Below are 25,840 nucleotides of genomic sequence, written 5' to 3'. Positions count from 1 at the left end.
CCTTCACGCTTTTTCAGTCTGTTTGAATGTGATCTGCACCTTGCAGGCCTTGGAACGGTCTCCGGCCTGTTCGAAAGCCGCGGTCACCGCATCCAGCGGGAAGCTGTGCGAAATGATCGGCCGCACGTCGATGCGACGCCTGGCGATCAGATCGACCGCCTCGGCGAATTCGGCATGGAAGCGCTGCGAGCCCCGCCAGACGATCTCCTTGCCGACCAGCGCGTTGAGCGGGATGGTCATGTCACCGGTCACGCCGACCTGGACGAGCGTCCCGCGCGGCTTGATCGCAGCAAACGCAGAGCGCAGTGCCGCAGCTGAAGCCGAGCATTCGAACACCACGTCGAAGCTGCCCTTGTTCTCCTGGAAAGGGAGAAGCCCGTCCGGGTTGGAAGCCGCGTTGATCGTCTCGGTCGCTCCCATGGATGGCGCCCGCGACAGTGCTGCATCGGCCAGATCCGTCACCACGATAGTAGCGGCACCTGCGTGCCGGGCCGCTGCAACCGTCAGAAGCCCGATGGGACCTGCCCCCGTGACCAACACCTTGCGAGCCGACAAGTCTCCTGCCTGGGCGACGGCATGCAGGCACACGGCAAGCGGCTCCGCACAGGCGGCCTCGCCCGGCGACACGTCATTTCCCACCGGATGGCACTGGATGGCCGGGACGACCAGCCTCTCGCGGAACATGCCGTTTTCGTGCGGTAGGCGCATCGCCGACCCCATGAAACGCATGTCGAGGCAATGGATCGGCTGGCCGGTCCGGCAGTATTGGCAATGGCCGCAGGGCTGCGATGGATTGACTGCCACCAGTTGCCCGAACTCGAACCCGGTAACCCCTTCGCCCAAGGCCTCGACGAAGCCGGAAGCCTCGTGGCCGGCGATGATGGGTTCGCGAACCCGCACCGGCCCGAAACCGCCATCCTGATAGTAGTGGAGATCGGAGCCGCAGATGCCGCCCGCCGCCATGGCCAGCAGCACGTCGCCTGGACCGAGGTCGGGGGCATCCAGCGTCTCAACTCGGAGGTCACGCTGAGCGTGAAGGCGGGCAACGCGCGTTAACATCGCACTGGTACCTTTCGTTCAAGAGGTCGCCGGTCCACTGCACATGAACTCGGGCGCTATCGGATGAGGCCCAGCTGGGTGGGCAGCCAGAGCGTGATCGCCGGTATGAAGGTGATAAGGCCGAGCGCGATGAACAGCGGGATCATCCATGGCAGGATGGCGAGTGCGGTTCGCTCCACCGACAATTTGGAGATGCGAGAGAGAACGAAGAGCACCATGCCGACCGGTGGTGTCAGCAGGCCGATCATCAGGTTGAGGGTGATGATGAGGCCGAGATGCACCGGGTCGATCCCGTAACGCGCGGCAACTGGTATCAGGATGGGAACCAGGATGCTGATGGCGGCGATTGTATCCAGGAAGGCGCCGACGATCAGAAGCAGGATGTTGACGATGATCAGGAAAGTCCACCAGCTGTCCGTCAGGCCGAACATGAAGTTGGAGAACAGCTGCGCCGCCTGGCTGACCGTCAGCAGCCACGCGAAAATGGACGCCGCGGTAACGATGAATAGAACGGAGGCCGTCGTTTCGATCGTGTCGAAGGATGCCTTGGCCAATGCCCTCACGGTCATCGTGCGATAGCGCACCAGACCGAGGAAGAGCGACCAGAGGACCGCAGCAACGGCGGCTTCGGTGGGCGTGAACCAGCCCATGGTCATGCCACCGATCAACAGGACCGGCGTCATCAGGGCCATGACAGCGGAGAAGTCGAAGTACCAGTCCAGCGCCACCAGCAACACAAGCCCGATCAGAACCGCGACGTTGATCGACAGGCCCGCCAGAATCATCAGGTAGACGGTGGCAGGGAAGGCAAGCACGATCGCCACTTCCAGCGACGCGCCGAGCAACTGTTTCAGTTCGAAGGGCGTATCGGAGCCCCAGCCCTTGCGTTTCGCGAAAATATAGACCGTGAGCATCATCAGCAGTGTCATCACGATGCCGGGAATGATGCCGGCCATGAACAGCGCGCCGATCGAGGCGTTCGCCATCATGCCGTAGATGACGAAAGGCAGCGACGGTGGAAAGATCGGGCCGAGCGTTGCCGACGCCGCCGTAACGCCGACGGCTGCCTCGACCGGGTAGCCATGATCCTTCATGGCCTTGATTTCGATCGTGCCGATACCGGCAGCATCTGCCAGCGCCGTCCCGGACATGCCGGAGAAGACAACGGAGCCGATGATGTTGACCTGGGCCAGGCCGCCCTTCATCCAGCCGACGAGCGAGAGCGCGAAGCGATAGATACGCCCTGTCACGCCGGCAATGTTCATAAGGTTGCCAGCCAGGATGAAGAACGGCACGGCAATCAGCGGAAAGCTTTCGACGCCGGCGATCATGCGCTGCGCGGCGATGATGTCAGGTGCCACGCCGTAGATCACCAGGTAGAGGAGCGACGCGACAGCCATGGAAACGGCGACCGGCGAGCCGATTATCAGAAGTGCGAGGAATGATCCGATCAGGAGCAGCATGTCAGATTCCCCCCGTGTGGATGTCGTCCTGCGCCTGCTCGCGCACGGTCTTGCTGCCGGTCATGTCCTTCACCAGATTGTGGACGGACCGCAGGAACATCAGCGCGAAAGCTGCAAAGACGGTGTAGAAGACGATGCCGCGCGGCAGGTCGACCGTGACCATTCGCTCTTCCCCGACAATCTCGAGATAACGCCACATCAGCCATGTGATATAGGCAAAGAAGGCAATGCTGATGGCATCGACCATGAGTTCCAGGAGCCTTCCGGCCCGCTTCGACAGGAAGCGGTAGAGCAGGTCCACATGAATGTGGCGGACCATTCGCACGCACATCACCGAACCGAGAAACACCACGACGACAAGGCAGTTGGCGGCGATTTCCTCCGTCCAGGCAAAGCTGTCGTTCAGCACGTAGCGTGTGAAAAATTGCAGGAATACGGATAGACCCATGGCCCAGAAGACCGCAAGCGTCACCCAATCCTCGATGGCATAGGGAGACAGGTCAACGGGCGCTGCTTCTTCCTCAAAGGCATGCGCCATTTCTTCCACGCTTATCGGCGCGTGCGAATGCTCCGTCATCGGGTCCACTCCGTTCATGAAAAATCGCAAAGGGGTTGCCCCGACGCGTTGCACGCCGGGGCCGGGATCGTCACTTCAACGCGCGGATGGCGTCCCAATCGGCCTTTTCGTAGCCGAAGTCCTCGAGCTTTACTTTGTCGATGACGTTCTTCTCGAAGTCTGCCTTGTCGACTTCGGTAACGGTCAGGCCCTTCTTCTTGAATTCATCGACGAGCGCCTTTTCGCGGGCTTCGATGGTCTTCGTCGTGCGGGCTGCGGCTTCAAGCATCACGTCCGTGAAGATCTTCTTGTCCTCGTCGGAGAGGCTGGCCCAGCGGGTCTTGGAGACGACGGTATTCAGATGATCGACGATGTGGCCGGTCAGCACGATGTTCTTCTGAACCTCATAGAACTTCTTGGCTTCGATCGTCGTCAGCGGATTTTCCTGGGCTTCCACAGTGCCGTTCTGCAGCGCCAGATAGACTTCCGCAAAGGCGATCGGCGTCGTGTTGGCACCGCAGGAGCGCGGCATTGCCAGATAGGCCGGAACATCCGGTACGCGCATCTTCAGGCCCGCCATGTCGGCGCATTTCGAAATCGGGCGATTGGATGTGGTGTGGCGCGTTCCATAATAGCTGAGAGCGACGATGTGGTTGCCGGTCTTGTCTTCGTAACCCTTGGCGAGTTTCTTGAAGACGTCGCTCTTCGTGTAGGCCAGGAGATGGCTCGGGTCGCGGAAGATATAGGGATAATAGGTGACGCCGATCGGCTTGTGATCGCGCGCCGCAAAGCTGGAGCCGGAGATGATGATATCAACGGTGCCGAGCTTGAGGCCCTGGTTGATGTCGGCTTCTTTTCCAAGCTGTGAGGCCGGGTAGACCTCGATCTTGTAGCGGCCATTGGTTCGCTTGGCGATCTCTCCGGCAGCCCAGACCGAGTCGGTGTGGAAAGGCTCGGGCGTCTCATAGACATGCGCCCATTTCAGCACGGTTTCGGCATGCGCCGAAAGCGTCGAGGCTACGATGACTGCAGCGGCGCCCAGCAATGTTTTCAGTCGGTGTTTCATTCTTTCCTCCCAGGTGAAACGGAACTGTATGGTCGACCCGGCCGCGATGGCGGACGGTCAGTCTTCTCGGGTCGGCTCCTCCCCGAAGCTTTCCGAGAATCTCTTTTGCGCCAGCGTCAGGTGACGACGCATGGCCTCGCGCGCCGCGGCAGGGTCCCCCGCGGCAATGGCGTCACGAATGACACGGTGCTCTTCGAGCGCCAGTTTCCATGTGTGCGGCCCTTCGAAATAGCTGGCGAGCTTGGTGAAATAGGGCGACATCCGCGTATCGTAGATCAGCCCGGTGAAGTGCTTCAGTGCCGAATTGCCGATGATGTCGGCGATCGCCGTGTGAAAGTCGCGGTCGCAGGCAAGAGCAACCGGCCCGTCGTTCAGCGACTGCTCCATGCGCTCCAAGAGCAGATCGATGCGGGCGATGCCGTCGGGTGTCACGAGACGCGCAGCTTCTTCCGCAATGCCGCTTTCGATCAGGCAGCGCGCCTGAAGGATTTCGAGGGGGCCGCCTCCTTCGTCGTTCGGCAGGACGCCAGTGGGCTGTCGCGGGACGCTGCTGATGTAGACGCCGGACCCCATCCGGATCTGAATCCGGCCTTCGACCTCGAGCACGATCAAGGCTTCGCGGACTGTTGGCCTGGAAACGGAAAATCGCTCGGCAAGCTCTCGTTCGGGCGGAAGCCTCGAACCCGGCTTCAGTTCCCCCGTATCGATCAGCACACGAATCTGTTCCGCAACCTGGCGATAAAGCCGGCGCGGCTCCAAAGCCACGAACATCGAGTTCCTCCGGGCGCATCACTCCCTTGATGCGCAGGCGGTCAGATTGTCTGACCAATTTCCACTATGAGTTAATTGAGAAATCTGTCAAGCGAGCAGATGCCTATTTCATGGCATGTAAGCACTTCTGAAGATAGCATGGGCGCCGGCAACGGATGCTTCGAGAGTCACTCAGATATGCAGTTAAGGACGCAAGATGGCCCTCGCGTAATTCCGATCAAGGAGTCTGGCAAATATTAGCTCAAGGCCATCAATTTCCAGCCGATTCCTAGAGCTGCCGACACCAGAAGCGTCGTGACGACCGACAGGCCGAAGCGGAAGATTGACATGGCGGCGATGGCCGTCAAAACGAGCGACGGCAAAATAACCGAATTCAGGACAGGGATATCCATGGACCAGGGACCTGCTGTTATTTCCCGAACCTCGCCAAACAGGACGTGCAGGCCGAACCAGATGGCAAGGTTGAGGATCACGCCAACCACGGCCGCGGTAATTGCCGACATTGCTCCCGTCAGGGCGATGTTGCCTCGCATCTTTTCGATGAATGGTGCTCCGGCGAAAATCCAGAGGAAGCTTGGGAGGAACGTAACCCAGGTCGTCAGGATGGCGGCGAGGGTGGCTGCGGTCAGTGGATTGATCGCTCCCGGATCGCGATGGCCTGCGAGGAACCCGACAAATTGCGTGACCATGATCAGTGGCCCGGGTGTCGTCTCTGCCATGCCCAGTCCGTCGAGCATTTCACCCGGACGGAGCCAGCCGAACTGCTCGACGGCCTCTTGTGCGACGTAGGCGAGCACGGCATAGGCGCCGCCGAAGGTGACGACGGCCATCTGACTGAAAAATACACCGATCTGCGAAAATACGTTATCGCGGCCGAGCGTCAGCAGCAGAACAGCGACCGGAAGGAGCCACAGCGCGGCAAGGACGCCTGAGGTCTTCAGCGACCAGGCCAGGTTCGATTGTGCATGGATGTCTTCGCCGAGAAGGGAGTCCCGATCCTCCAGGATTTTGCCCGAGCCAGATTTGTGCCCACCGCCGACCCTGAACGCAGCGCCCCCGGCACGTCCACCAAAGTATCCGATGACGCCCGCGCTTATGATGATCAGCGGAAACGGGACGTGAAGAAAGAAGATCGCGACAAACGCAGCGGCGGCAATCGCCACCATCACCTTGTTCTTGAGGGCGCGACTGCCGATTCGGAAAACCGCCTGAACGACGACCGCGAGAACGGCGCATTTCAGGCCGAAGAACATCCCTTCAATGACGGTCACGTCGCCGAAAAGGACGTATATATAGCTCAGCGCCAGGATCGAGATGAAACCGGGTAGAACAAATAGAAGGCCGGCAATCATGCCGCCCTTGGTTTTGTTGAGCAGCCAGCCGATGTAGATGGCGAGCTGATGGGCCTCAGGGCCAGGCAGTAGCATGCAATAGTTGAGGGCGTGAAGAAAACGATGCTCTCCGACCCAGCGCTTTTCGTCGACGAGGATCCGGTGCATGACCGCGATCTGGCCAGCCGGACCGCCGAAGCTGAGTGCGGCGACCCGTGCCCAGACCTTGATTGCTTCGGAGAAAGGTACGACATCGCCGTCGGCGACTGGCTGGCCGGCGATGAGGCTTTTTGCCGTATCAGTCATGGCCGTCACCCCTTCCTCGGATTTGGCCAGTTATGCGTCTCCTCCGTGGCGTCGCGACACCAGCGATACATCGCGTCATAGACCAACAGGCCTGCCTGCAGTTGCTCAAGGTCGTCGTTGAACATCCGTGACAGTCCGAGTGAGATGGCCAGCAGCCCCTGCACTTCAGGGGCCAGTTCCGGTCGGGCCGTGTCCGCGCCGCGCACGATGGTGGCGAGATGCAGAAGAGCGTCGCTCTTCAATCCGAACTCGTCGATCATGACGTCAAAGGTGCACAGTTCCCCGCGGTGGCTCCAGAAGACGTCCTCGATATCAAAAGGTGTCGCATTGAAGCGATCGCCAACCAGCGCGACTTCGCTCGCCGGAACGAACAGAAAGATCGCGGAAGGATCGACGAACCGGCGGATCAGCCATGGACAGGCGATGCGGTCTATTTTTGGGCGTGATCTTGTCACCCACACGGTACGTCCTTGGACGTCTCGCGAAGGGAGCTTATCCTCGGGAACGAGAATGCCTTGCGAGTCGCGCCAGGCCTCAAATCCTCCTTCCAGCGTCTCCGCTTGTTTTCCCATCGCCCTGAGATGGGCCGCAACACCATGGCCAAGCTTCTGTCCTCTCTGGCAAAGGACAATGGCGGGACCGGATATCTCGGTGCCCCATTCGGTGACGCGGCAAAAGTCTCGACGGATCGATCCGGGGATCAACCGAGGATCGCTTCCAAAATCCTCATCGTTGCGGACGTCGATGATCGTCGGCAGGTTTGGGGTGCCAATGATGCGGGCAAGCTTGTCAGGTGTGATTTCTAGAAATGACGGCATAACGCGTCCTCCGTTCCAGCGGGTTTGTGGACGCGATTCTTCGGCCGTGGCCTCGTGGGGTGATCGCAACCCCATGGCAGAGAATTTGCCTCAGCCAGTCCGGATGTCAAGCGTTTTGCGAAGCCTTTACGAACTCGTCAGCCCGAACGGCGATCTCCTCAAGGCGGACCATGGCTGAAGCGCCATCTTCCGCGACAACCTCGGATATACGCCGAGTTCGCGGTTCAGCCGCTTGTGCCTTCGATCAATGTCATAGGCCAGATCACGCGGGGTGTCTGTCCGACGTAATGTGACTGATAGGCTGGCATGATTGACAGCAGATGCTCCGCCAGGCTGATGCCCAGATCACGAAGCGACAACGTGAAACAGGTCAACGCTGGAGAGAGGAACTGGGTCTGAGGACTGTAGCGACCGATGATTGCAATGTCCTTGCCCGGCTTGACGCCTGCGTCCTCAAGTCCTTTGTAGAGCCCTGTCACCAGTATCTCATTGACCAGGACGATTGCCGACGGACGTGGGGATCTGGATGCGATCTCGTGGGCTACAGCGTAGCCCCCCGCTTCGCTCGGTTTTGCCCGAAAGATATGATCTTCGCGGAGGGCAAGCCCATGTTCCGCGAGCACCTCGCGGCATCGTTCGGCGAACAGGTAACCCAGGTTGAGATCGCCATGGGGCCAGATGATCCCGATATCTCTGTGGCCCGCCTTGACCAGCCGTTTGATTGCGACCTCCGCCATCCCTTCGAAGTCCAGATCGATCCACGGCTGGCCGACATCGGTCAGGCTGCGGCCGAGCGAGATGAACGGAATGTCGTGTCGGTGCAGCAGTTCGAACCGTGCATCATTGCGGCGGGTGGCCGAGAGGATGATGGCATCGGCAAAACCGCGCGCCACGGTGCGTTGCAGATAGGCATAGGGATCTTCGTTGGAAGAGCAGAGAAGGGCGACGAGATCGAGCTTGTGGCGGCTAAGCACGGTCTGCACTCCGTCGAAGACGCTCATGAAGAAAGCGTCTCCCTGGCTGGTGATTTCCGGGCCAGTCTGCATCATGAAACCGACCACGCCGGTCGAGCCCTTGCGCAGCGAGCGGCCCGACTGGTTGGGGACGTAACCCAGCTTCTCCGCCGCCTCCAGCACGCGCCTGCGGGTTTCCGCATTCACATCCGCTTTTCCATTGAGCGCGCGGGATACGGTGCCAATAGAGATATCCAGATAATCGGCAAGTTGGCGGATGCCTGTCACAGGGAAGCCTTTCAAGGGTTCAAGATACGATCGTAATCGTTTTCGGAAGCAGTATTGACAAAAAAATCGATCCGTTCATAGTGCCGTAAACGTTTACGGATGCGCAGGAGGTGCCGACCCGTAAACATTGCATGGAGGATGTCGGTGACATACAAGGTCGTTTTGTGTGGCTGCGGAGCTATGGCCAAAGGGTGGGTGCGTGCGCTCCAATCCACGCCGAAACTGAGGCAAGCGCTGACCGTCGTGGGTCTGGTCGATCTTGATGTGTCGGTTGCGCAGGCCTTGGCCGCCGAGTTTTCTCTTCAATCCGTCTCCGTCGGATCCGACCTTGCCGCGGTACTTACCGAGACCGGTGCAGACATTGTATTTGACGTCGTCATTCCCGCCGCCCGCCATTCCGTCGTGAAAGCCGCGCTTTCCCACGGATGCCACGTGCTGAGCGAAAAACCCATGGCGAACTCGATGGAGGAGGCGGCAGACCTCATCCGCGCGGCCGAAGCTGCGGGGCGCATCCACTCCGTCGTGCAGAACCGGCGGTTCATTTCGGGGGTGCGGCGCATGCGGCGCTTCGTCGAGAGCGGCGCGATTGGCGAGATCACCGCGATCCACTGCGATTTCTTCATCGCTCCGCATTTCGGCGGCTTTCGCGAGCGGATGGACAATGTCCTGCTGCTGGACATGGCAATCCATACCTTCGATGCGGCCCGTTTCGTCTCCGGCAAGACACCGCTTTCCGTCTACTGCCTGGAAACAAATCCGCCCGGCTCCTGGTATGCCCATGGCGCCAGCGCCAATGCGGTATTTCAGTTCTCCGACGAGGTGGTCTTCACCTATCGCGGCTCCTGGTGCGCGGAAGGCCAGCGCACCAGTTGGGAAAGCGAATGGCGCATTGTCGGCTCGCACGGAATGCTGACCTGGGACGGGGAAGACGCCTTCCGCGCCTCGGTAGCGGGAAGCGATAGCGGATTGCTGCGCGGTGCGACGCCGATCGAGGTTCTGCCGCCCGCCAGGGAGGAGGAAACCCACGGCCATGCCAGCGTCATTGCCGATTTCCTCTCGGCGATCGAAACCGGCGGCGTGCCGGAAACCGCAGGACAGGACAACATCAAGAGCCTTGCCATGGTGTTTGGTGCGATTGAAAGCGCCAGGTCACGGCAAACCATCGACCTTGCAGCATAAGGGCCAGCAATATGACCGGACAGCTAAACCATTCCATCCGCATCGGCACCATGGTCAGCGCCACAAAAGGGCAGGCGGCCGAGCGGATTTCCCAGATTGCCGATATGGGCTTTGAAAGCTTCCAGCCTTTTTTCTGGCAGACGACCAACGGACAGGATATCGCCGAACTTGGCAAGCGCTGCCGCGAGGCCATCGGCGAGCGTGACATCACGATCTCCACCATCGGCATGTTCGGCAACCCGCTGGAAGAAACCGAGCTTGATCTCCAGACGCTGCAGGGCTGGAAGGACTGCATCGACAACGCCCATCATTTCGGCGCCACTTGCGTTGCCGGCTTCACCGGGCGCATCCGCAACAGGCCGCTGCCGGAAAGCCTGCCGCGTTACCGGCAGATCTGGAGCGAGCTTGCCCGCCGCGCCGCCGACAAGGGCATCCGTATTGCCTTTGAAAATTGTGCCATGGACGGCAACTGGGCAACCGGCGACTGGAACATTGCCCATAACCCGGATGCCTGGGAACTCATTTTCAACGAGACGCCGGACGAGCATATCGGGCTCGAATGGGAGCCTTGCCACCAGATGGTCTATCTCATCGAGCCCTTGCCGCAGATCCGCAAATGGGCAAAGCGGATTTTCCACGTCCACGGCAAGGATGCCACCATCCGATGGGACGTGATCCGCGAGCACGGCATCTTCGGAAAACATCCCTTCGTCTTCATGCGCACGCCGGGCTTCGGCGACAGCAACTGGACCGACATTATTTCGGAACTGCGGCTGGCCGGCTGGTCGGGCTCCATCGACATCGAGGGATGGCATGATCCCGTCTATCGCGACGCTTTGGAAATGACGGGCCAGATCCACGCCTTGAACCATCTGAAACAGGCAAGGGGCGGCACATTCGTCGTCGATCCGGCCTGATGAGCAGGCCGGCTGACCATAGAAGGAGCTCTGCGTCAGCCGGATGAGAATGAGGATAACCAAGAAGGAGGAGAACCATGGGTATCCGCAGGACTATGATTTCCATCGCGTTGGCTCTGGCCAGCGCGTCACTTGCCGGCATGAGCGCGAGAGCGGAGGATGTGAAACTCGTTCTCTGGTCGCTGGACCGCGATATCCAGCCCGCGCCGAACCTCATCAAGGAATTCAACGCGCAGAAGAACGGCATCCAGATCGAATATCGCCAGCTTCAATTCGACGATGTGGTGAGCGAGGCGATGCGCGCCTTTTCCACGGGCAAAGCGCCGGACATCATCACCATCGACAATCCCAATCATGCCATGTTCGCGTCCCGCAAGGCCTTTCTGGATCTGACCGACATGATCCGGCAATCCAAGGTCATCAAGCCGGAGAATTATTTCCCCGGCCCGCTGAAATCGGTGACCTGGGACGAAAAATATTACGGGGTGCCGAAGGCGACCAACACGATTGCACTTTATTACAACAAGGATCTGTTCAAGGCCGCAGGTCTCGATCCCGAAAAGCCGCCGCAGACCTGGACCGAACTGGTGGCGACGGCGAAAAAGCTCACCAATCCGTCCAAGAACATCTACGGCATCACCTTTTCCGCCAAGGCCAACGAGGAGGGCACTTTCCAGTTCCTGCCCTGGGCGCAGATGGGCGGCGCCACCTATAAAACGATCAACAGCGAAGGTGCCGTCAAGGCTCTTTCGGTCTGGAAGCAGATGCTGGATGAGAAGCTGGCCTCGCCGGATACGCTCACCCGAAGCCAGTGGGATTCGACGGCCACCTTCAATGCCGGAAATGCGGCCATGGCGATTTCCGGACCCTGGGAAATCGACCGCATGTTGAAAGATGCCAAATTCCAGTGGGGTACGGCCCTTCTGCCAGTGCCGAGTGAGGGTGCTCAGCGTTCATCCGCCATGGGCGATTTCAACTGGGCGATCTTTTCCAGCACCAAGCATCCGAAGGAGGCCTTCAAGGCCCTGGAATTCTTCGCGTCCAAGGATGTGACCATGTACAAGGATTTCGGCCAGCTTCCGGCCCGGTCCGATCTTCCGGTTCCGCCCACGGGCAACCCCCTGAAGGATTCCGCGCTCGCCACCTTCGTGGAACAGCTGAAATACGCGCAGCCTCGCGGCCCTTCGCCGGAATGGCCGAAGATCTCGAAGGCCATCCAGGACGCGATACAGTCATCTCTGACAGGCCAGATGGAACCGAAGGCCGCCCTCGATCAGGCGGATGCGAAGATCAAGTCGATCGGGGGCTGAGGCAACCGCCATCCCGCAGTGACGGCCCGGCACCCACCCGCCGGGCCTTCATCCAGGCTTCAGCGAGGTTCCGATGAAAAGAGTGTTCTCCAGCATAACGGATGGCCGCGGCTTCGACCTTGTTCTGGTCGGCGTGCCCTTCACGTTCCTCCTGGCGCTGTCAGGGCTTCCGCTGCTCTACAATATCCTGATGAGCTTTCAGGAAGTGGACATGTTTAGCCTTGGCAGCGTCATCCGGCCCTTTGTCGGCTTCAAAAACTATGTCGACCTGTTCACCGAACCCGAAACCATATCCATCCTCAGGAATACGATCGTCTTCGTGGTGGGGTCGATCACGGGGCAGTTCCTCGTCGGCTTTGCGCTCGCCTTGTTCTTCTGGATCAATTTTCCCGGCGCATCCTGGCTGCGGGGCCTGTTTCTGGTTTCCTGGGTGATGCCGGGCCTCGTCGTCGGCGCCATCTGGAACTGGATTCTGTCGGGTGATTTCGGCGTACTCAATTTTTTCTTGCAGCAAACCGGCCTCATGAGCGGCAATATCTTCTGGCGGTCTGACCCGAATTTTTCGCTCTGGGCGGTGATCCTGGCCAATATCTGGCTTGGCACATCCTTCAACATGATCCTGCTCGCGACCGGTCTTGCCGCCATTCCGGCAGATCTCTACGAGGCGGCGGAAATGGATGGCGCCAATGCCTGGCAGCGCTTCTGGACCATTACCCTGCCGATGATGCGCTCGACCATCGGCGCGATCATCGCGCTCGGGCTGATCTTCACCCTGCAGCAGTTCGATCTGTTTGCCGCGATTACTGACGGCGGCCCGAACAATTCCTCCAATGTCGCGCAATACTGGGCCTGGGATCTTTCCTTCCGGCAATATGATTTCGGCAAGGGTGCCACCATTTCCGTCATCATGACCGTCTTCGTGATGTTCGCCGCAACCGTCTATGTCCGTTCCACACGCCATGAGGTGCGCGGATGAGTGAAGTCGCGCGAAACCGGCTGTTGCTTGCCCTGTCCGTCGTGATGGCGGCGATCTATCTGTTCCCGCTCTACTGGATGTATGTGACAGCGCTGAAAAGCGGCTCGGAAATGTTTGCCACGCCGCCCAGTTTCTGGCCCTCGTCTGCCCAATGGAGCACGTTCGCCTATGTCTGGGAAAGCCGGAACATGGGCCGCTACCTGTGGAATTCCACGGTCATCGCCTTCGGTGCGGTATCCCTGATTGCGATCCTGGGCACCGGCTGTGCCTATGTGCTGGCGCGCTATCGCAACATCTGGGTGGATATCGGGCTTTTCCTCATCCTGATGTTTCAGGTGCTGCCTGCCTCGCTAATGATAACGCCGATCTTCGTGGGCTTTTCTCAGCTGGGCCTGCTCGAATATCCGCGCCTTGCCGTCATCCTGGCGATTACCGCCAAAAGCATGCCCTTCTTTGTCGTGCTTGTACGCGCAACCTTCATGGCCGTGCCGATGGAACTGGAAGAGGCGGCGCTGGTCGACGGCAATTCCCGCATCGGCGCCTTCTTCAATATCGTTCTGCCGCTGGCGCGCAATGGCATTCTGGTCAGCGCAATCCTTATCTTCATGCAGGCCTTCGGCGAATTCGTCTATTCCAAATCGATGATCCAGGACATCCAGCTCCAACCCGCCAGCGTCGGGCTTAATTCCTTCATGGGGCCGAACACCAGCGAGTGGAACAACATCATGGCCTACGCCACCATGTATGTGACGCCGATCCTTGCCATCTTCGTTCTGTTGCAGCGCCGCATCGTGTCCGGACTCACATCGGGAGCATTGAAATGACCCACCAAATCGAACTCTCGGCCGTCAACAAATATTATGGCGCCTACCACGCACTGAAGGATATCGATCTTTCCATTCCCAAGGGGGCGTTCGTCGCACTGGTCGGGCCGTCCGGCTGCGGCAAGTCTACGCTGCTGCGCTCGCTTGCGGGGCTCGAAACCATATCGAGCGGTGATCTCGTCATCGCTGGAAAGCGCATGAACGGGGTGCCACCCCGAAAGCGCGATCTTGCCATGGTGTTCCAGTCCTATGCGCTTTATCCGCACATGACCGTCGAACAAAACCTGACATACAGCCTGAAGATTAACGGGGTTGGAAAGGCGGAGAGGAAAAGGGCCGCCGCCGATGTCGCGGCCATTACCGGACTGTCGAACCTGCTGCACCGATACCCCCGGGAATTGTCGGGGGGGCAGCGTCAACGCGTCGCGATGAGCCGCGCCATCATCCGCAACCCCCAGGCCTTCCTTTTCGACGAACCCCTCTCGAACCTCGACGCAGCGTTGCGTGTCCACATGCGCAAGGAGATCAGGGCGTTGCATGATCGCCTCGGCGCGACCTCGGTTTATGTGACCCATGACCAGGTCGAGGCCATGACGATGGCCGACCACGTCGTCGTCATGCGCAACGGCGTGATCGAGCAGCAGGGCAAGCCGCTCGATTTATATGACCGGCCAACCAATCGCTTCGTCGCGGGCTTCATCGGGTCGCCGGCGATGAACTTCATTCCGGCGCGATCCACGCCTGACGGTAGAGCCCTTGTTCTGGATCTTGCCGAGCCGCAAACTGTTCCTTTCGATTGTCCGCTGCCGGCCGAGCGCGCCCTGATCGTCGGCATCCGCCCGGAACATCTTACTCTGGCCGGGCCTGATGCCGCCGGCTTCAAGGTGGACGTTGCGGCGGTTGAAACGACCGGCGCCATGACGTTCATCACGACTGCCACAACGCCTGAGATTGTCGTCGCCTTGAATGGTAGGGCTGCGGTGATGGCCGGCGAAACCATCCGGCTGAGGTTTGCCGGAGGCGATGTCCATCTGTTTGACGCCGAGACCGACCAGCGCATCAAATGAGGCCTCGGGCCTGGGATGCCGTCAGGTGCCCGATGACGGCAAATCCGACGCCCGTCTGCGGTCTCTATCCACCTCGAAGACAGCAGCTTTGAGGTACGTCGTGCCGATGTTTCCGCATAACGACGACCGCGCCTTGGATCGTGTCCAGATTGTTCGGGTAACCCGACGCCTCGGATCGAAACAATGGTTCAGCAAGCCGAGAAATGCAGGACTCCGCTTCGCTGCAACTCATCGAGCCCCTGCTTTTAACGCTGTTTTGACGCTGCTTTGACAGCGGCGCGCTAGGGCAACTTTGCGGTTTCCAAGGATGCTCTTCATGCTTCAGTTCGTCGATGGCCACAACGCGCACATGCGTTACCGAATCGAAAGTACGCCTGTCGCGCTCTTGTCAAGGGCCGCTTTTGTGTCAGACTGCCTGCTGGACGGGCAGCCCAGGTTCGATGAGATGATCGAGAGGGGCACAAGACGAGTTGGGCCAATGGATCGCATGGATGCAAAACATGCAGTGTTCCGGATGTACCTGCTTGGCCCGTTCAGTCTCGTCGACAGCAAAGGAAAATCCGCAACACCCAGGTCCCAGAAGGCCCAGGCGATCCTTGCAATGCTTGCTCTGTCTGCGCGGGGATCCCGCTCGCGGGTTTGGCTGAGAGACAAATTGTGGAGCGACCGATCCGAGGATCAGGCGGCTGCTAGCCTGAGACAGGCCCTGCTGGATATTCATAAAGCCCTGGGTTCGTCCCGCGATCTCATCATCGCCGACAAGAACACCGTGTGGCTGGACATGGACCGCATCGCGCTCGACACCGAGGAGATGCTGCGCAGCGAGCGCCTTGTCGACCAGATCACCGACGAACTGCTCGAAGGCATGGATATCCGCGATCCTGAATTCGAAGACTGGCTGACGGTCGAGAGACAGAACTGGTACCGACGCATCGAAGAAGGGCGCGTCGACGACGTGTTCGAACCTCGCCAGCAACCTCGCCGCGACGTCAGCACGCTCTCAGCGCTCTTGCCTTTGACAGGCTTGCCTGACCAGCGCCCGGCCAATATTCCCTCGGCAGCTGAGGGTAATGATCCGGACAAGCCGCCGTCGCCGGACAATATTCAGTGGACCATCGCTCTCCAGCCGCCGATTGTCATCGGCGCCGGAGATGGGGGGCAGATCGCGGCATTGCAATTTCAGAACCTGCTCGCCAAGGCGATCTTCGACGGATTGGGGCTCGGCATTACTGATCTCTCCTTCGACCCGCATCTTGGGCAACCGGATCGAAAGATGGGCCTTCCACTGTGCCTCCAACTGCGGCTGACGTTCGATGGCAGTCAGGTGCTGGTGGAGCTGGCGATCAAGCATCTGCTCGACAACCGGATCATATGGCTCGGCAGCCGCATGATCGGACGCACCCAGATGGAACGGTCCGAATACGGGGTCGCCGCGGCTCTGATCAGCCAGGCGGTCGACCAGTTGTCGCTGTTTCAGGAGTTGAGCGCCGGCGACGGTCGCCTGACCCGCGATGGTCTCTTCATCGATGCGGTCAACGCGATCTTCCGGCTTTCGAGAGGCGATCTCGAGAAAGCGGAGAGGCAGCTGCAGGAGCAGGTTCACTATCAGCCACGAGCGTCTGCCTTCGCCTGGCTGTCCTTCATCCGCACATTCCAGGTCGGCCAGCGCTTTAGCGCGCTGGATGCGCATGTGATCGAAGAGGCGCAGGCCTATGCGCGAAAGGCCCTTGAACTCGATCCGAATAATTCCGTCTCGCTGGCGCTGGTCGGACACGTCCACTCTTTCCTGTTCCGGGAATACGATTACGCAGCCGGCCTGTTCGAGAAGTCGATCCGTCTGAACCCGGCTTTGCCGCTGGGTTGGGATCTCTATGCCATGCTGCATTGCTATGCGGGGCAGCCGGAGAGGGCCAGTGCAATGGCGCGGTGGGTTCAGGAACTCGGTGTCTACAGCCCTCATAAATATTACTTCGATACGACGAAATGTATCAGTGCCGGGTTGGCGGGAGACCACGTGGCAGCCATAGCGGCGGGCGAGGATGCCCTGCATTCCCGGCCGAACTTCAATAGCCTGTTGCGCTATCTCGCCTCCAGCCACGCTCACTCGGGCAATTTGGAGGCTGCACGCCAATATGTGGAACGGCTTGATAAGGTTGAAAACGGGTTTTCCATAACCTCGTTTCGCGGCACGGGCTATCCACTGCTCAGCACGGGCGGCGGGAAGCTGCTGCTCGACGGCCTGATCAAGGCTGGCGCCAGAATTCGCTAAGGCAACATTCACGATGATCTCATTTGGGGAGGCCGGGGCATGGTAGGGGAAGCAAATTTGGGTGCGCAATCAAAGATTGTAGATTTTCTGAATTCATATAGATTTAGGGTTGAGCCGGATACGGTTCTCCCTTGCGAACCGAGGCCTGTCGAGGCCATTCCGGAGGCGGTGGAGCCGTCTCCCCCCGTTCCACCTGCGCCTGCTCATTCGCCTGAGGAGGACCTACCCATGGATGAGCCGCCGTTGATGATGGCGGCAATGGCAGCAGCCTCGGTTCTCAACAAGGGCGTTGCAAACAAGTCGGTGCTCAACAAGGCCACGCTGAACAAGAACAAGAATAAGAACAAAAATAAGAATAAGAACAAAAACAAGTCGACGATGGACGGCGCGAGCCTCGGCGTATCGCAACTCATTCCGGCGTTCGAATTGCGCCGATTGCACCAGCAGCCATCGCGCAACGCGTTTACGGCCGCACGGCGCTTTACCTGGGAAATGCTCGACATCGCGCCGCCACCCGGTCCGGATTATACCCGACTGGAAGCAGCGGTACTGCTTTCCATGCAGCGGCGCGATCGTGAGCGGGCGCGGCGATTGCCCGACATCGAGGCCGAGGCGACCATTTCCGTGTCGGAATTTACCCGTGCCTTGTATATCGAGGACATTGGCGGCTACGAACAGACCGAGGGATTGTTTCAGGCGATCCTGACCGCCTGCGAATATGTCGGGCTTCTCTACAAGAGCCAGTTCAACAGGCTCCGGCCGAACCAGTTCGAATCCCTGTTGCGACCGCTTCTGCCCGTGCCGGTGCACGAATCCTATCCCAGCAACCATGCCTTCCAGTGCTTTTCGATCGTATTCGCTTTCTCGACGATCCTGCCCGAACATCCGGCAACGGATGAACTCGCCCGTATCGCGCAGAATGTTGCTGAAAATCGCGAATGGGCCGGATTGCATTATCCGAGCGACACGCAAGCTGGCCGGGACCTGGCGCGGCGTTTCGCTCCATACCTCCATGATGCGTTCGGGCCGCTTTTCCAGGCGGTCCACGACGAATGGGTTTGAGGCTGATTTTATTCTTTGGGGAGAACGAAGATCATGACGTCCGCCGACATGGAAGCGCCGCAGGCCGCGCCGATGAATTACTACTATCTCTGGCATCTGACGGCGTTGGGTGTCATCGATGCCGATTATGGTTCGCCGCCAATCATACCGCCGTCCGAGAACGAGACTGCGGCGCGGCCGGTCCCCGACCCGGAGATCGGGGGAAGTGTCTGGGATACGATTGCCGCTGCCGGTTCCATCCATCCAGCCCGTGTGGCGCTGATCGATGTTGGGATCGCGCCCGATCATCCGAATCTGGCGACCAGGCTTGACCGTGAAGCCTCGATCGACCTTACGAGCCACCGCTACGGTTCGCGCGTCGCCGAAATCCTCGATGCGACCACATCCTTCGACCGTGAAGAAAAGCAGGCGTTCTTCGCGGGGCTTGATATCGCGCCATTGGGAAATCTCGGCCTATCCAACGACGATCGGGAATATCTCGACGACATTGTCGCGGAATATGCGGCCTCGCAGGGCGTCGTCCGACGGTTGTTCCACCCGGAGTCGCTTTTTGCTTCCCATGGCACCTGCTGTGCCGGCCTGATCGCCGGTGAACCGGCCGTAGCGACGCAGGACGGAGATCCCTCGGCTCTCCCCGAGGGCGTATTCTACGGTGCTGGTGGCACGCCATGCCCGAGCGCCAATCGCAACGTTCTTCCCTATTTCGGTGTCGATCCCTTCTCCCGGGTGATCTCGATCAGGACGTCTTTCGAGGACGATGTCCTGCAGTTCATCGCCGCATTTCTCTACGCCTATCATCAACGCGTCGATGTTATCGTCCTGCCACGCGGCTTACCGGACCCGAAGCGCAGCCGAGTTATTCCGAAGAACGAATTGAAGGCTGATCTCGAACGCTGGAAAAATCAAATTGCTGCCGATCTGTTCGCGCGTATATCGTTGGCCGAGCAGGGGGGCGCCGAACTGGAGCCCAAAGCCCCGCAAAAGGGATCAAACCCCGATAGAGCCTGGCATATCCTCAAGCAGCTCATCGTCGCCATCAGCCATCACATTCCAATCGTTTGCGCTGCGGGAAACAGCGGCGAAAGTCAGTTGATCTATCCGGCCAATCTGGCCGCCGATGACAACGGAATAATCGCTGTCGGCGCGGTCACGGTTGAGGGTTACCGGTCGGGATACAGCAATTACGGAGAGGGGCTTACGGTCGTCTCGCCATCCGATGACGGCGAAGTCTTCAATCGTCATCAGTTACGCGTCGACCGTCTGTCCCCTTTCGCTGCGCAACATGATCATGAGGCATTCGGGCTGCGGGAATATAGGTATTCTCACTTCTCACTGCTGACGACCGACCTTCCCGGCGCATTCGGTTATGACCGGGGGGCGGATCCATGGTCGTCGATGGTGCCGTCCGGGGCCAATCCCGGCATTGGTGGAGGTTACTACACCACGTTCGGGGGCACGTCGGGAGCCTCAGCACAGGTGGGGGGCATATGCGCCTTGATCCAGCGGGCACATAAGACCCGGAACGGTGGCGATGCACGGCTCTCCGGCCCTTCGGTCAAGTCAATCCTCCAGTCTACGGCCCGGCTGGATGCGATGGTCGCGCCGGGGCTACGCGCATTGACCGCGGACTGCATGAATGCGGATGGCGAAGATGCTCTCGATATGAGCTACTTCTTCGGGTTCGGCCTGCCCGATGTCCCGGCAGCCATCGCCGCAGTGTTGTCTCCGTAAGGCCGATTCTCGGCAGGGTTACCAGGATTGAAGCCCCCCTAAAAAGGGGGCTTTTTTGTCGGCGAAGCTTCCTTTTCACGGAAGTTTAACGCGGTGCTGGCGTGCCGATGACGGGTCCACAAGAAGCTCCTCTCAACGGAAGACTAGACGAGATCGTGGTTTCAAGCCGGAGGGCCGTCGGTACGGCCGGTTCTGGCGGCAACTAATCTTCCCTGAAGTGGCGCGCCTCATGATGAGGTTCGAAGCGTCCGGGGTGAGGAGAGCTAGGATGTCTGCTTATCAGATTGAGCCGTTGGCGGATCAGGCGAGAGCTTTGCTCCAGCGCAATCCGCTCTTTTCGAAGTCCGGTTTCGTGAATGCGGCTGCAACGGGCAACATGCTGAAACAGCGACCCCGTTATGCCCGAATTCTTGCCGCTGCTTCCGAGCTGCCGGGTTGCGGAGAAAGGGTCGAGGCGCTGGCCCGTTATTTTCCAGGCCTTGCCGATGGCGGATATCATGATGCCGCCGCGTTCCTTCCCACCGCAGCCTTCCTGCCCGTGCGAAGCGACCCTTACCGGTCTCCCGCGCTGGCGGCTTGGATGGATGAGCTTCAGGGGGGGCTAGAAAGCTACGTCGACGGCGCCAGTTCTGAAGTTGTGGACTACAGCCTGCAGCCTGATCTTGTGGCTGAGGACCTTGCGCTCGAGCGCCGTCCCGCCCGCCGGCTTGCCTGTGGTATCGGTCTCGTCCTGATCGACAGTCTGGAAGCGAGCCGTACGATGCGCAAGCGCATCGCTCATTGCCGGCAGGCCGATCCCGGCTTCGAGCAACCCCAGATGAGCGACCATGACCTGGACCGGATCGACGATCATCTCACCAAGGCAATCGAATTGATTTCGAGCGTCGATCCCGGTGGCTATCAACGGCTGACTGCAGGGCTGCACACACTTTATATCGGCACCCGGCGCGGTGCGATAAGCTCGTTCTCCAGCTCCGGGGACTTGCCGGGGAGTGCCGTCGCGGTCCTGTCGCAGGAAAAGCTGGACGCCGAAGACTATCCGGCGACTGCCGCCGAGCTTCTGTGCGAAGCGGGGCATGTCCTGCTGCGGCTGTATACGGCGGCCGCGCCGTCATCGCTGCCCGCCGAGCTCCGATACGTATCGCCATACACACACAGTTTACAGACGCTCGAAAGCATCGTGCATACGGCCTACGCCATTCCCTGGGAGTGCGCCGTCCGCATCGCATGCTTGCCTTTCAGAGCAACGCCTGAGCACCGCGCGCGGGAAGCAGCTTTTGTTATTGCGTATGCTGCCCGCCTGATTCCGCTCATCGATATCGCCCGCGAGGGGATCGAGCGTCTGGGCGGCGATGTTCTTCTCGACCTCCGGGACATCGCCGTCATTCCATCCTGGGGCACCGCAATCTTGGCGCTCATCGACCGACTTCTGGAGTGCGAGCCGACGGATCGGCGCCAAGCCTATTATGCCCAGCGCCTGTGCGTCGTGGATCGTCAGGCCTGGGATCTTGGGCAGGTGCTTCTGCGGGGCGAGCAGCCCATCGACCCGAGAATGGGCCGCCCGATGCTGCAGAGCAGCGGGGATGGTCTCAGCCTCTGGTACGATGGCCGGCTCCATATGATCCGCAAAGCCGCCAGACAGCCACCCTGTGAGCTTTGCATCCAGGATGTCGCGCTGGCGGGAACGTCAACTTCGACAGTGATGGAGCATGCGTGATGGCTGAGCGCGGTTCCTTTGAATTCTCAGAAGTTCCCGGCCGGTTCAAGCAAGGTAAACGATCATGATAGCCTTCGAATATCATGCCGATCTCTTTGATGTCATTCACGACACGGATTTCGTAATTGTCGGATGCGGAAGCCTCGGCTCCCAGATCGCCTCCCAGCTCGCAGCGCTCGGGGCTCGCAATTTCTTCCTCGTGGACGGCGACTGCATCGAAGAGAGCAGCCAAAAACGGATGACCTGTGGGACGGAAGATACCGGCCGATTAAAGAGTGACCGGTTGGCAACGTATCTCGCCTCCCGCTTTTCCGCCGCGGTTGCGATCATGACCCAGTTCGCCGATGGGGCGGAAGCTGCCCGGCTCACTCTGGCCCGGACACGTAAACCTTTCCTGATACTTGCAGAGGACGACGTTTCCCTGGCCCGCCAATTCCTGGCGGAATATCATGCGACGGCGTCGGAGCCTCCGCCTTACCTGCATGTCGGCCAGATCGGACCGTTTTGTGTCACCGGGCCACTGGTGGCGCAACCGGATGATGCCTGCCCTTTCTGCTGCTCGACATCGCTGGCATCGGTGGACACGGCGCGCGCAGCGCCGCCGTCGCCGGCCGATAACGCCCTGATCGCTTGTTTTGCGGTTTCGCAGATCGCCATCGAACGCCTTACCCACCGCAGTTCATTGCGCGGCCATCGCTGGCTCTTCAATCCGGCCACGGGCCATGCCTCACTCCATCCGGTTTCCAAGAACCTCGATTGCAAGGTGTGTCAGCCATGAAGCCCCTCTCTTCCCAGGACTACTATTTCTCGGTCGTCGCGGCTCTGAAGCAGAAGAACGTACCGCCCGGCGGGGAAGCAATGATGGAGGCGATTCTTGCTGCCCTTCCCAGCGGCTCGCGCAAGATTGTCGACTTCGGCTGCAATACCGGCTGGATCAGCCGCCGGGTTGCACGGGCCTTTCCGCGAGCCGAAGTGATCGGCGTGGACGAAAATCCCGCGATCATCGAGGTTGCGCGCGAGGTGGCACGGCTGGAGGTCTCGACGGCGATATTTTCCTGCGTCGACATTGCCGCACTCCCAGACATCGTATCGGAGGCGGATGTCATCATATGCGGAGGAAGTGCTGCCTTTTTCGAGCGGCCGCTGGATCTCTACCGAATGGTGGCGAGATGCCTGAGGCCCGGCGGTCTCCTGATGGATTGCCACTATATCTACGACGCCGACGCACCTCCTTCTCTTCGCCAGGAGGAGAAGGAGATGTTCGGCCTGGGGTGGGTGCCCGACGGACTGAACGACATCGTGTCGGTTCACGAAGACGCGGGGTTGAGTGTCGGGAAGATCAAGCGGCTACCTCGGTTCCATTTCGAAGACAGTGCCGCAGCCCGGCTGGCGCGCGATATCTTGCACACGGTTCCGAAGATGCAGGAATTGGCGGAGGCGATGGCGAAACGCCGCCGGCTGATCAGCAAGCTGGCGCATCACCGACACCCATATCTACTGGTCGCGCGCGCCGGCGAACAGATCATTGCCGAAGGCGTGACGCAACGCGAACGCTCAGAAGTCCCGTTGGCGTTCGAAGCGGTCACGTCCAATCGCCATGCTTCCGCTCGCCGCCCGACTGTGGCCCGGCGCAGCTTTTGGATTGAGGCAGCAAGGGCAGTTAGTCTCCCAGGCGCATATTCATAAGACCGGGATCGGCATCAATTCAGGTTATCTTCCGGATTCTCAAAACAGCAGGCCGGGTTCGGGCAAACATCCGCTGTGGAAGCCAAGCTTCTACGACCCCAGTGTCGCGATAAAATTCTTGATTTCGGCCACGTAAGATTTTCCCCCAATGGGCAGACGTCGAGATTTCCCCGTCCAGGCTTCGCTGGTTGGTTATTGCGGCGACGGTTGCAACGTTAGTCACGTCGGGAGAGCCTTCAAGCGACGCCCGGTGCGCATTCCATTTCAGTTTGATTTGCGGCGATCATCTCCCATAGCTCAAGGCGTCCGGGGACGCCTGACACAATCACAATATCAAGCCGCCCACATGCCGCGCGAGATAGGATCGGAAACTTTTAGGCTCGACGACGAATTCGCGCGCGGATTTCGAGTATCTGTCAGGTTAATCCAAGCGTTATCGGCATCGCGAGACAGAAACTATTCTTTTAAAAATTCCGTCGTTGTGATATTCTATCGGAATATATTTATACGTTCGCTGAAATACAAAATTCTATTTGCCTCACTCTCCCCATTGTTTTTCTCGCCACCGCAATTTTTTACGGAAGTTTAACGCCGCGCTGGCGGGGCGATGACGGGTTCGAGAGAAAGTCTCATCACGAAAGACGGTGAAGAACACAGTCCGGCTGGCTGGCATTGGCTGTCTCCGGCAACACATCACCGATCGGCCGGGGCATCTGCGCTCACAACTGCGTCAAGCCGGTGGGGTTGGTCTCGTGCCTACTTTCGTCTCCGAAGGATGAGGAGTTCCGGAGAGCTTCGGCAATACCGTTCAACGGGCCGAGAGGGGATCCTCCAGTCATTCGGGAAATCGCGGGCAGCGACTGCTGTCTCGCCAGACTTAAAATCAAACACGACGTCCGCAGAGGCGGGTTTCGCCAAACAATGGAGTGAAAAATGACTGTGCATATAGAGAAGATTGCCTTCCTCGTCGCCGCGGCCTGCATGGCTTCGTTTGCCGGGCATGTCCTGGCTTATGACGGCCATCGGTTGTCCACCGGAAACGAGGTTTCGTCCACCGCGCCGGGGGATGCCGCCGAAGCCAAGGCAAAAGCCGATGTCACGCGTGAGGTGGCGCAGGTCCGCGCCCCAACCCGTCGCGACAACCGGCTTGCCGGCGACGAACGGCAGTAGACCCCAGAAGCAAGCATCCAAACAGTTCGTTCAAGACATCGATCGGCTGGGTCGCACCAGAAGCCGATCAGGCTAAACAAGGAACAACGACTATGAAAAACTCTGTCATCTCCACCATCCTCGCCACTCTGGTGGCATCCGCCATTGCAGGCAGCAGTGCCTTTGCGCAGGAAGGCGAGTATTATGAGGGCGCCTCTCCCGACCGCGACCAACTGGCGGTCACGGCGGATTCACTGGGTATCCCCTCGGTCACCCGTTATGGCTATCCGTTGAAGCATGATCGGCGTCTCGATAATCCGGCGGTACCGATGATCGACAGCGGTGACTATTACGACGGCGTGGTCCGCGCCCGATAACCACCGACGGTTCCAATATAGAGCGCCGGGATTTCCCGGCGCTTTTCTGTCGCTGATGGCTCATATGCTTTTTCCGCACCGCTTCGCCACCCGATACGATCGCAGAACTGTTCACTTCGAAGGCTTCGTCCATCGCGTCGCCTCAATGACCTGGTTCCGATGAATGGCCATCCGTCCCAAGCTCCATTTTCGCCGAAAAGCCACATGGCATTGATCTTCGTCCTCGATGGTAATACCTTTGTGCTATACGGTATTACAAGGTCACGGAAAATGGCGACAACAGTCACAGCAAAAGGGCAGGTCACGATTCCGAAGGCGGTTCGGGACCTGCTCGGAATCGTTCCCGGCAGCAAGGTCAATTTCCATCGAGCTGCCGATGGAAGCGTTGTACTAACAAGGGCTGACAAGAAGCAGCCGGCAAGCCGCTTCCAAAGACTTCGTGGCCATGCCGGGAAGGGGCTCGGTACCGATGCCATCATGGCGATGACACGTGGCGAAGCGTGACGCTCGTTGACACAAATGTACTGCTCGATCTTGTGACCAATGATCCGATCTGGGCGGACTGGTCCGTAGCGCAGCTGGAAGCTGCCAGCCTCGCAGGGCCGTTGTTGATCAACGAGGTAATCTACGCAGAACTCGCTGTTCGTTATGAACGCATCGAAGAACTTGATGCCTTCATCGAAGAAGCCGGCTTAGAGCTTACTTCGTTACCGCGCGCGGCCTTGTTTCTCGCTGGAAAGGTATTCAGGCAATACCGCGGGGCCGGCGGTTCGCGCACTGGCGTGTTACCGGACTTTTTCATCGGTTCGCAGGCAGCTGTGTGGAAACTGCCCCTGCTGACGCGGGACATCGGCCGTTATCGAACCTACTTCCCGACAATTGAGCTGATCACCCCGGATTCGTGATGCCATATGAGGCGGCGCGAAGTCTCCCTGCTTTGGTTATAGGATCGCAGCCTCGGTGCA

At 59.5% G+C, this 25,840-nt stretch carries 24 protein-coding genes; 16 read left to right on the top strand and 8 right to left on the bottom strand.

Annotated features, from left to right (window positions below):
* Positions 1–3: 3 nt before the first annotated feature.
* From ABCW43_RS17955 to ABCW43_RS17920, 8 genes are all read right to left on the bottom strand, one after another.
* Complete coding sequence (locus ABCW43_RS17955) at positions 4–1,059, bottom strand: L-idonate 5-dehydrogenase (RefSeq protein ID WP_345926843.1); 1,056 nt, start codon at positions 1,057–1,059, stop codon at positions 4–6.
* Positions 1,060–1,115: 56 nt separating this feature from the next.
* Complete coding sequence (locus ABCW43_RS17950) at positions 1,116–2,522, bottom strand: TRAP transporter large permease (RefSeq protein ID WP_345926842.1); 1,407 nt, start codon at positions 2,520–2,522, stop codon at positions 1,116–1,118.
* Between the two features lies 1 nt (position 2,523).
* Positions 2,524–3,099 (bottom strand): TRAP transporter small permease, encoded by a 576-nt coding sequence (locus ABCW43_RS17945; protein WP_345926840.1) that lies wholly within the window; start codon positions 3,097–3,099, stop codon positions 2,524–2,526.
* A gap of 70 nt (positions 3,100–3,169) precedes the next feature.
* Positions 3,170–4,144 (bottom strand): sialic acid TRAP transporter substrate-binding protein SiaP, encoded by a 975-nt coding sequence (locus tag ABCW43_RS17940; RefSeq protein WP_345926838.1) that lies wholly within the window; start codon positions 4,142–4,144, stop codon positions 3,170–3,172.
* A 57-nt stretch (positions 4,145–4,201) separates the two neighbouring features.
* Positions 4,202–4,915, bottom strand: a complete 714-nt coding sequence (locus ABCW43_RS17935) for a FadR/GntR family transcriptional regulator (protein ID WP_345926836.1) — start codon at positions 4,913–4,915, stop codon at positions 4,202–4,204.
* 236 nt (positions 4,916–5,151) lie between these two features.
* Positions 5,152–6,552 (bottom strand): chromate efflux transporter, encoded by a 1,401-nt coding sequence (gene chrA, locus ABCW43_RS17930; protein WP_345926834.1) that lies wholly within the window; start codon positions 6,550–6,552, stop codon positions 5,152–5,154.
* A 5-nt stretch (positions 6,553–6,557) separates the two neighbouring features.
* Positions 6,558–7,370: a chromate resistance protein ChrB domain-containing protein gene (locus tag ABCW43_RS17925; RefSeq protein ID WP_345926832.1), complete on the bottom strand. Its 813-nt coding sequence runs from the start codon at positions 7,368–7,370 to the stop codon at positions 6,558–6,560.
* 224 nt (positions 7,371–7,594) lie between these two features.
* Positions 7,595–8,611 (bottom strand): LacI family DNA-binding transcriptional regulator, encoded by a 1,017-nt coding sequence (locus tag ABCW43_RS17920; RefSeq protein ID WP_345926830.1) that lies wholly within the window; start codon positions 8,609–8,611, stop codon positions 7,595–7,597.
* A 144-nt stretch (positions 8,612–8,755) separates the two neighbouring features.
* On the opposite strand from ABCW43_RS17920, the gene ABCW43_RS17915 reads away from it, so the two are divergent.
* From ABCW43_RS17915 to ABCW43_RS17840, 16 genes are all read left to right on the top strand, one after another.
* Positions 8,756–9,790: a Gfo/Idh/MocA family protein gene (locus ABCW43_RS17915; RefSeq protein ID WP_345926828.1), complete on the top strand. Its 1,035-nt coding sequence runs from the start codon at positions 8,756–8,758 to the stop codon at positions 9,788–9,790.
* Between the two features lie 11 nt (positions 9,791–9,801).
* Positions 9,802–10,707, top strand: coding sequence for a sugar phosphate isomerase/epimerase family protein (locus ABCW43_RS17910; RefSeq protein ID WP_345926826.1), 906 nt, complete (start codon positions 9,802–9,804; stop codon positions 10,705–10,707).
* A 77-nt stretch (positions 10,708–10,784) separates the two neighbouring features.
* A complete protein-coding gene (locus ABCW43_RS17905) occupies positions 10,785–12,017 on the top strand; it encodes an ABC transporter substrate-binding protein (RefSeq protein ID WP_345926825.1) in 1,233 nt (410 codons plus the stop codon).
* Positions 12,018–12,090: 73 nt separating this feature from the next.
* A complete protein-coding gene (locus tag ABCW43_RS17900; RefSeq protein WP_345926823.1) occupies positions 12,091–12,993 on the top strand; it encodes a carbohydrate ABC transporter permease in 903 nt (300 codons plus the stop codon).
* Positions 12,990–13,817: a carbohydrate ABC transporter permease gene (locus ABCW43_RS17895; RefSeq protein ID WP_345926821.1), complete on the top strand. Its 828-nt coding sequence runs from the start codon at positions 12,990–12,992 to the stop codon at positions 13,815–13,817. Before ABCW43_RS17900 ends, ABCW43_RS17895 begins: the two co-directional genes overlap by 4 nt.
* Entirely contained in the window at positions 13,814–14,884 is a 1,071-nt protein-coding gene (locus ABCW43_RS17890; protein ID WP_345926819.1) for an ABC transporter ATP-binding protein, read from the top strand. Before ABCW43_RS17895 ends, ABCW43_RS17890 begins: the two co-directional genes overlap by 4 nt.
* A gap of 445 nt (positions 14,885–15,329) precedes the next feature.
* A complete protein-coding gene (locus ABCW43_RS17885; RefSeq protein WP_345926955.1) occupies positions 15,330–17,153 on the top strand; it encodes an AfsR/SARP family transcriptional regulator in 1,824 nt (607 codons plus the stop codon).
* Positions 17,154–17,192: 39 nt separating this feature from the next.
* A complete protein-coding gene (locus tag ABCW43_RS17880) occupies positions 17,193–18,215 on the top strand; it encodes a phosphatase PAP2 family protein (RefSeq protein WP_345926817.1) in 1,023 nt (340 codons plus the stop codon).
* Positions 18,216–18,248: 33 nt separating this feature from the next.
* Complete coding sequence (locus ABCW43_RS17875) at positions 18,249–19,946, top strand: S8 family serine peptidase (RefSeq protein ID WP_345926815.1); 1,698 nt, start codon at positions 18,249–18,251, stop codon at positions 19,944–19,946.
* 268 nt (positions 19,947–20,214) lie between these two features.
* Positions 20,215–21,663 carry an aKG-HExxH-type peptide beta-hydroxylase gene (locus ABCW43_RS17870; protein ID WP_345926813.1) on the top strand — a complete coding sequence of 483 codons (1,449 nt, stop codon included), beginning with the start codon at positions 20,215–20,217 and terminating at the stop codon, positions 21,661–21,663.
* Positions 21,664–21,727: 64 nt separating this feature from the next.
* Entirely contained in the window at positions 21,728–22,441 is a 714-nt protein-coding gene (locus ABCW43_RS17865; RefSeq protein ID WP_345926811.1) for a ThiF family adenylyltransferase, read from the top strand.
* 80 nt (positions 22,442–22,521) lie between these two features.
* A complete protein-coding gene (locus ABCW43_RS17860; RefSeq protein WP_345926809.1) occupies positions 22,522–23,349 on the top strand; it encodes a class I SAM-dependent methyltransferase in 828 nt (275 codons plus the stop codon).
* 933 nt (positions 23,350–24,282) lie between these two features.
* Complete coding sequence (locus ABCW43_RS17855; RefSeq protein ID WP_345926807.1) at positions 24,283–24,519, top strand: hypothetical protein; 237 nt, start codon at positions 24,283–24,285, stop codon at positions 24,517–24,519.
* Positions 24,520–24,611: 92 nt separating this feature from the next.
* Entirely contained in the window at positions 24,612–24,875 is a 264-nt protein-coding gene (locus ABCW43_RS17850; protein WP_345926806.1) for a hypothetical protein, read from the top strand.
* Positions 24,876–25,145: 270 nt separating this feature from the next.
* The gene (locus ABCW43_RS17845; RefSeq protein ID WP_345926953.1) at positions 25,146–25,379 is read left to right on the top strand and encodes an AbrB/MazE/SpoVT family DNA-binding domain-containing protein; all 234 of its coding nucleotides are present in this window, start codon (positions 25,146–25,148) and stop codon (positions 25,377–25,379) included.
* Positions 25,376–25,780 carry a type II toxin-antitoxin system VapC family toxin gene (locus tag ABCW43_RS17840; RefSeq protein WP_345926804.1) on the top strand — a complete coding sequence of 135 codons (405 nt, stop codon included), beginning with the start codon at positions 25,376–25,378 and terminating at the stop codon, positions 25,778–25,780. Before ABCW43_RS17845 ends, ABCW43_RS17840 begins: the two co-directional genes overlap by 4 nt.
* The last annotated feature ends 60 nt before the right edge of the window (positions 25,781–25,840 follow it).

Origin of the sequence: Neorhizobium tunisiense (assembly GCF_039631515.1) — a bacterium.
Classification (GTDB): Bacteria; Pseudomonadota; Alphaproteobacteria; order Rhizobiales; family Rhizobiaceae; genus Neorhizobium.
The sequence above is the reverse complement of the archived record's forward strand: the minus strand, read 5'-3'. Positions and strand labels throughout refer to the sequence as shown.

Excerpts from the sequence above, each read along its gene's own strand:
- ABCW43_RS17955 (WP_345926843.1), bottom strand. The coding sequence starts at position 1,059 with ATGTTAACGCGCGTTGCCCGCCTTCACGCTCAGCGTGACCTCCGAGTT.
- ABCW43_RS17950 (WP_345926842.1), bottom strand. The coding sequence starts at position 2,522 with ATGCTGCTCCTGATCGGATCATTCCTCGCACTTCTGATAATCGGCTCG.
- ABCW43_RS17945 (WP_345926840.1), bottom strand. The coding sequence starts at position 3,099 with ATGACGGAGCATTCGCACGCGCCGATAAGCGTGGAAGAAATGGCGCAT.
- ABCW43_RS17940 (WP_345926838.1), bottom strand. The coding sequence starts at position 4,144 with ATGAAACACCGACTGAAAACATTGCTGGGCGCCGCTGCAGTCATCGTA.
- ABCW43_RS17935 (WP_345926836.1), bottom strand. The coding sequence starts at position 4,915 with ATGTTCGTGGCTTTGGAGCCGCGCCGGCTTTATCGCCAGGTTGCGGAA.
- chrA (WP_345926834.1), bottom strand. The coding sequence starts at position 6,552 with ATGACTGATACGGCAAAAAGCCTCATCGCCGGCCAGCCAGTCGCCGAC.
- ABCW43_RS17925 (WP_345926832.1), bottom strand. The coding sequence starts at position 7,370 with ATGCCGTCATTTCTAGAAATCACACCTGACAAGCTTGCCCGCATCATT.
- ABCW43_RS17910 (WP_345926826.1), top strand. The coding sequence starts at position 9,802 with ATGACCGGACAGCTAAACCATTCCATCCGCATCGGCACCATGGTCAGC.
- ABCW43_RS17905 (WP_345926825.1), top strand. The coding sequence starts at position 10,785 with ATGGGTATCCGCAGGACTATGATTTCCATCGCGTTGGCTCTGGCCAGC.
- ABCW43_RS17900 (WP_345926823.1), top strand. The coding sequence starts at position 12,091 with ATGAAAAGAGTGTTCTCCAGCATAACGGATGGCCGCGGCTTCGACCTT.
- ABCW43_RS17895 (WP_345926821.1), top strand. The coding sequence starts at position 12,990 with ATGAGTGAAGTCGCGCGAAACCGGCTGTTGCTTGCCCTGTCCGTCGTG.
- ABCW43_RS17890 (WP_345926819.1), top strand. The coding sequence starts at position 13,814 with ATGACCCACCAAATCGAACTCTCGGCCGTCAACAAATATTATGGCGCC.
- ABCW43_RS17885 (WP_345926955.1), top strand. The coding sequence starts at position 15,330 with ATGATCGAGAGGGGCACAAGACGAGTTGGGCCAATGGATCGCATGGAT.
- ABCW43_RS17880 (WP_345926817.1), top strand. The coding sequence starts at position 17,193 with ATGGTAGGGGAAGCAAATTTGGGTGCGCAATCAAAGATTGTAGATTTT.
- ABCW43_RS17875 (WP_345926815.1), top strand. The coding sequence starts at position 18,249 with ATGACGTCCGCCGACATGGAAGCGCCGCAGGCCGCGCCGATGAATTAC.
- ABCW43_RS17870 (WP_345926813.1), top strand. The coding sequence starts at position 20,215 with ATGTCTGCTTATCAGATTGAGCCGTTGGCGGATCAGGCGAGAGCTTTG.
- ABCW43_RS17865 (WP_345926811.1), top strand. The coding sequence starts at position 21,728 with ATGATAGCCTTCGAATATCATGCCGATCTCTTTGATGTCATTCACGAC.
- ABCW43_RS17860 (WP_345926809.1), top strand. The coding sequence starts at position 22,522 with ATGATGGAGGCGATTCTTGCTGCCCTTCCCAGCGGCTCGCGCAAGATT.
- ABCW43_RS17855 (WP_345926807.1), top strand. The coding sequence starts at position 24,283 with ATGACTGTGCATATAGAGAAGATTGCCTTCCTCGTCGCCGCGGCCTGC.
- ABCW43_RS17850 (WP_345926806.1), top strand. The coding sequence starts at position 24,612 with ATGAAAAACTCTGTCATCTCCACCATCCTCGCCACTCTGGTGGCATCC.
- ABCW43_RS17845 (WP_345926953.1), top strand. The coding sequence starts at position 25,146 with ATGGCGACAACAGTCACAGCAAAAGGGCAGGTCACGATTCCGAAGGCG.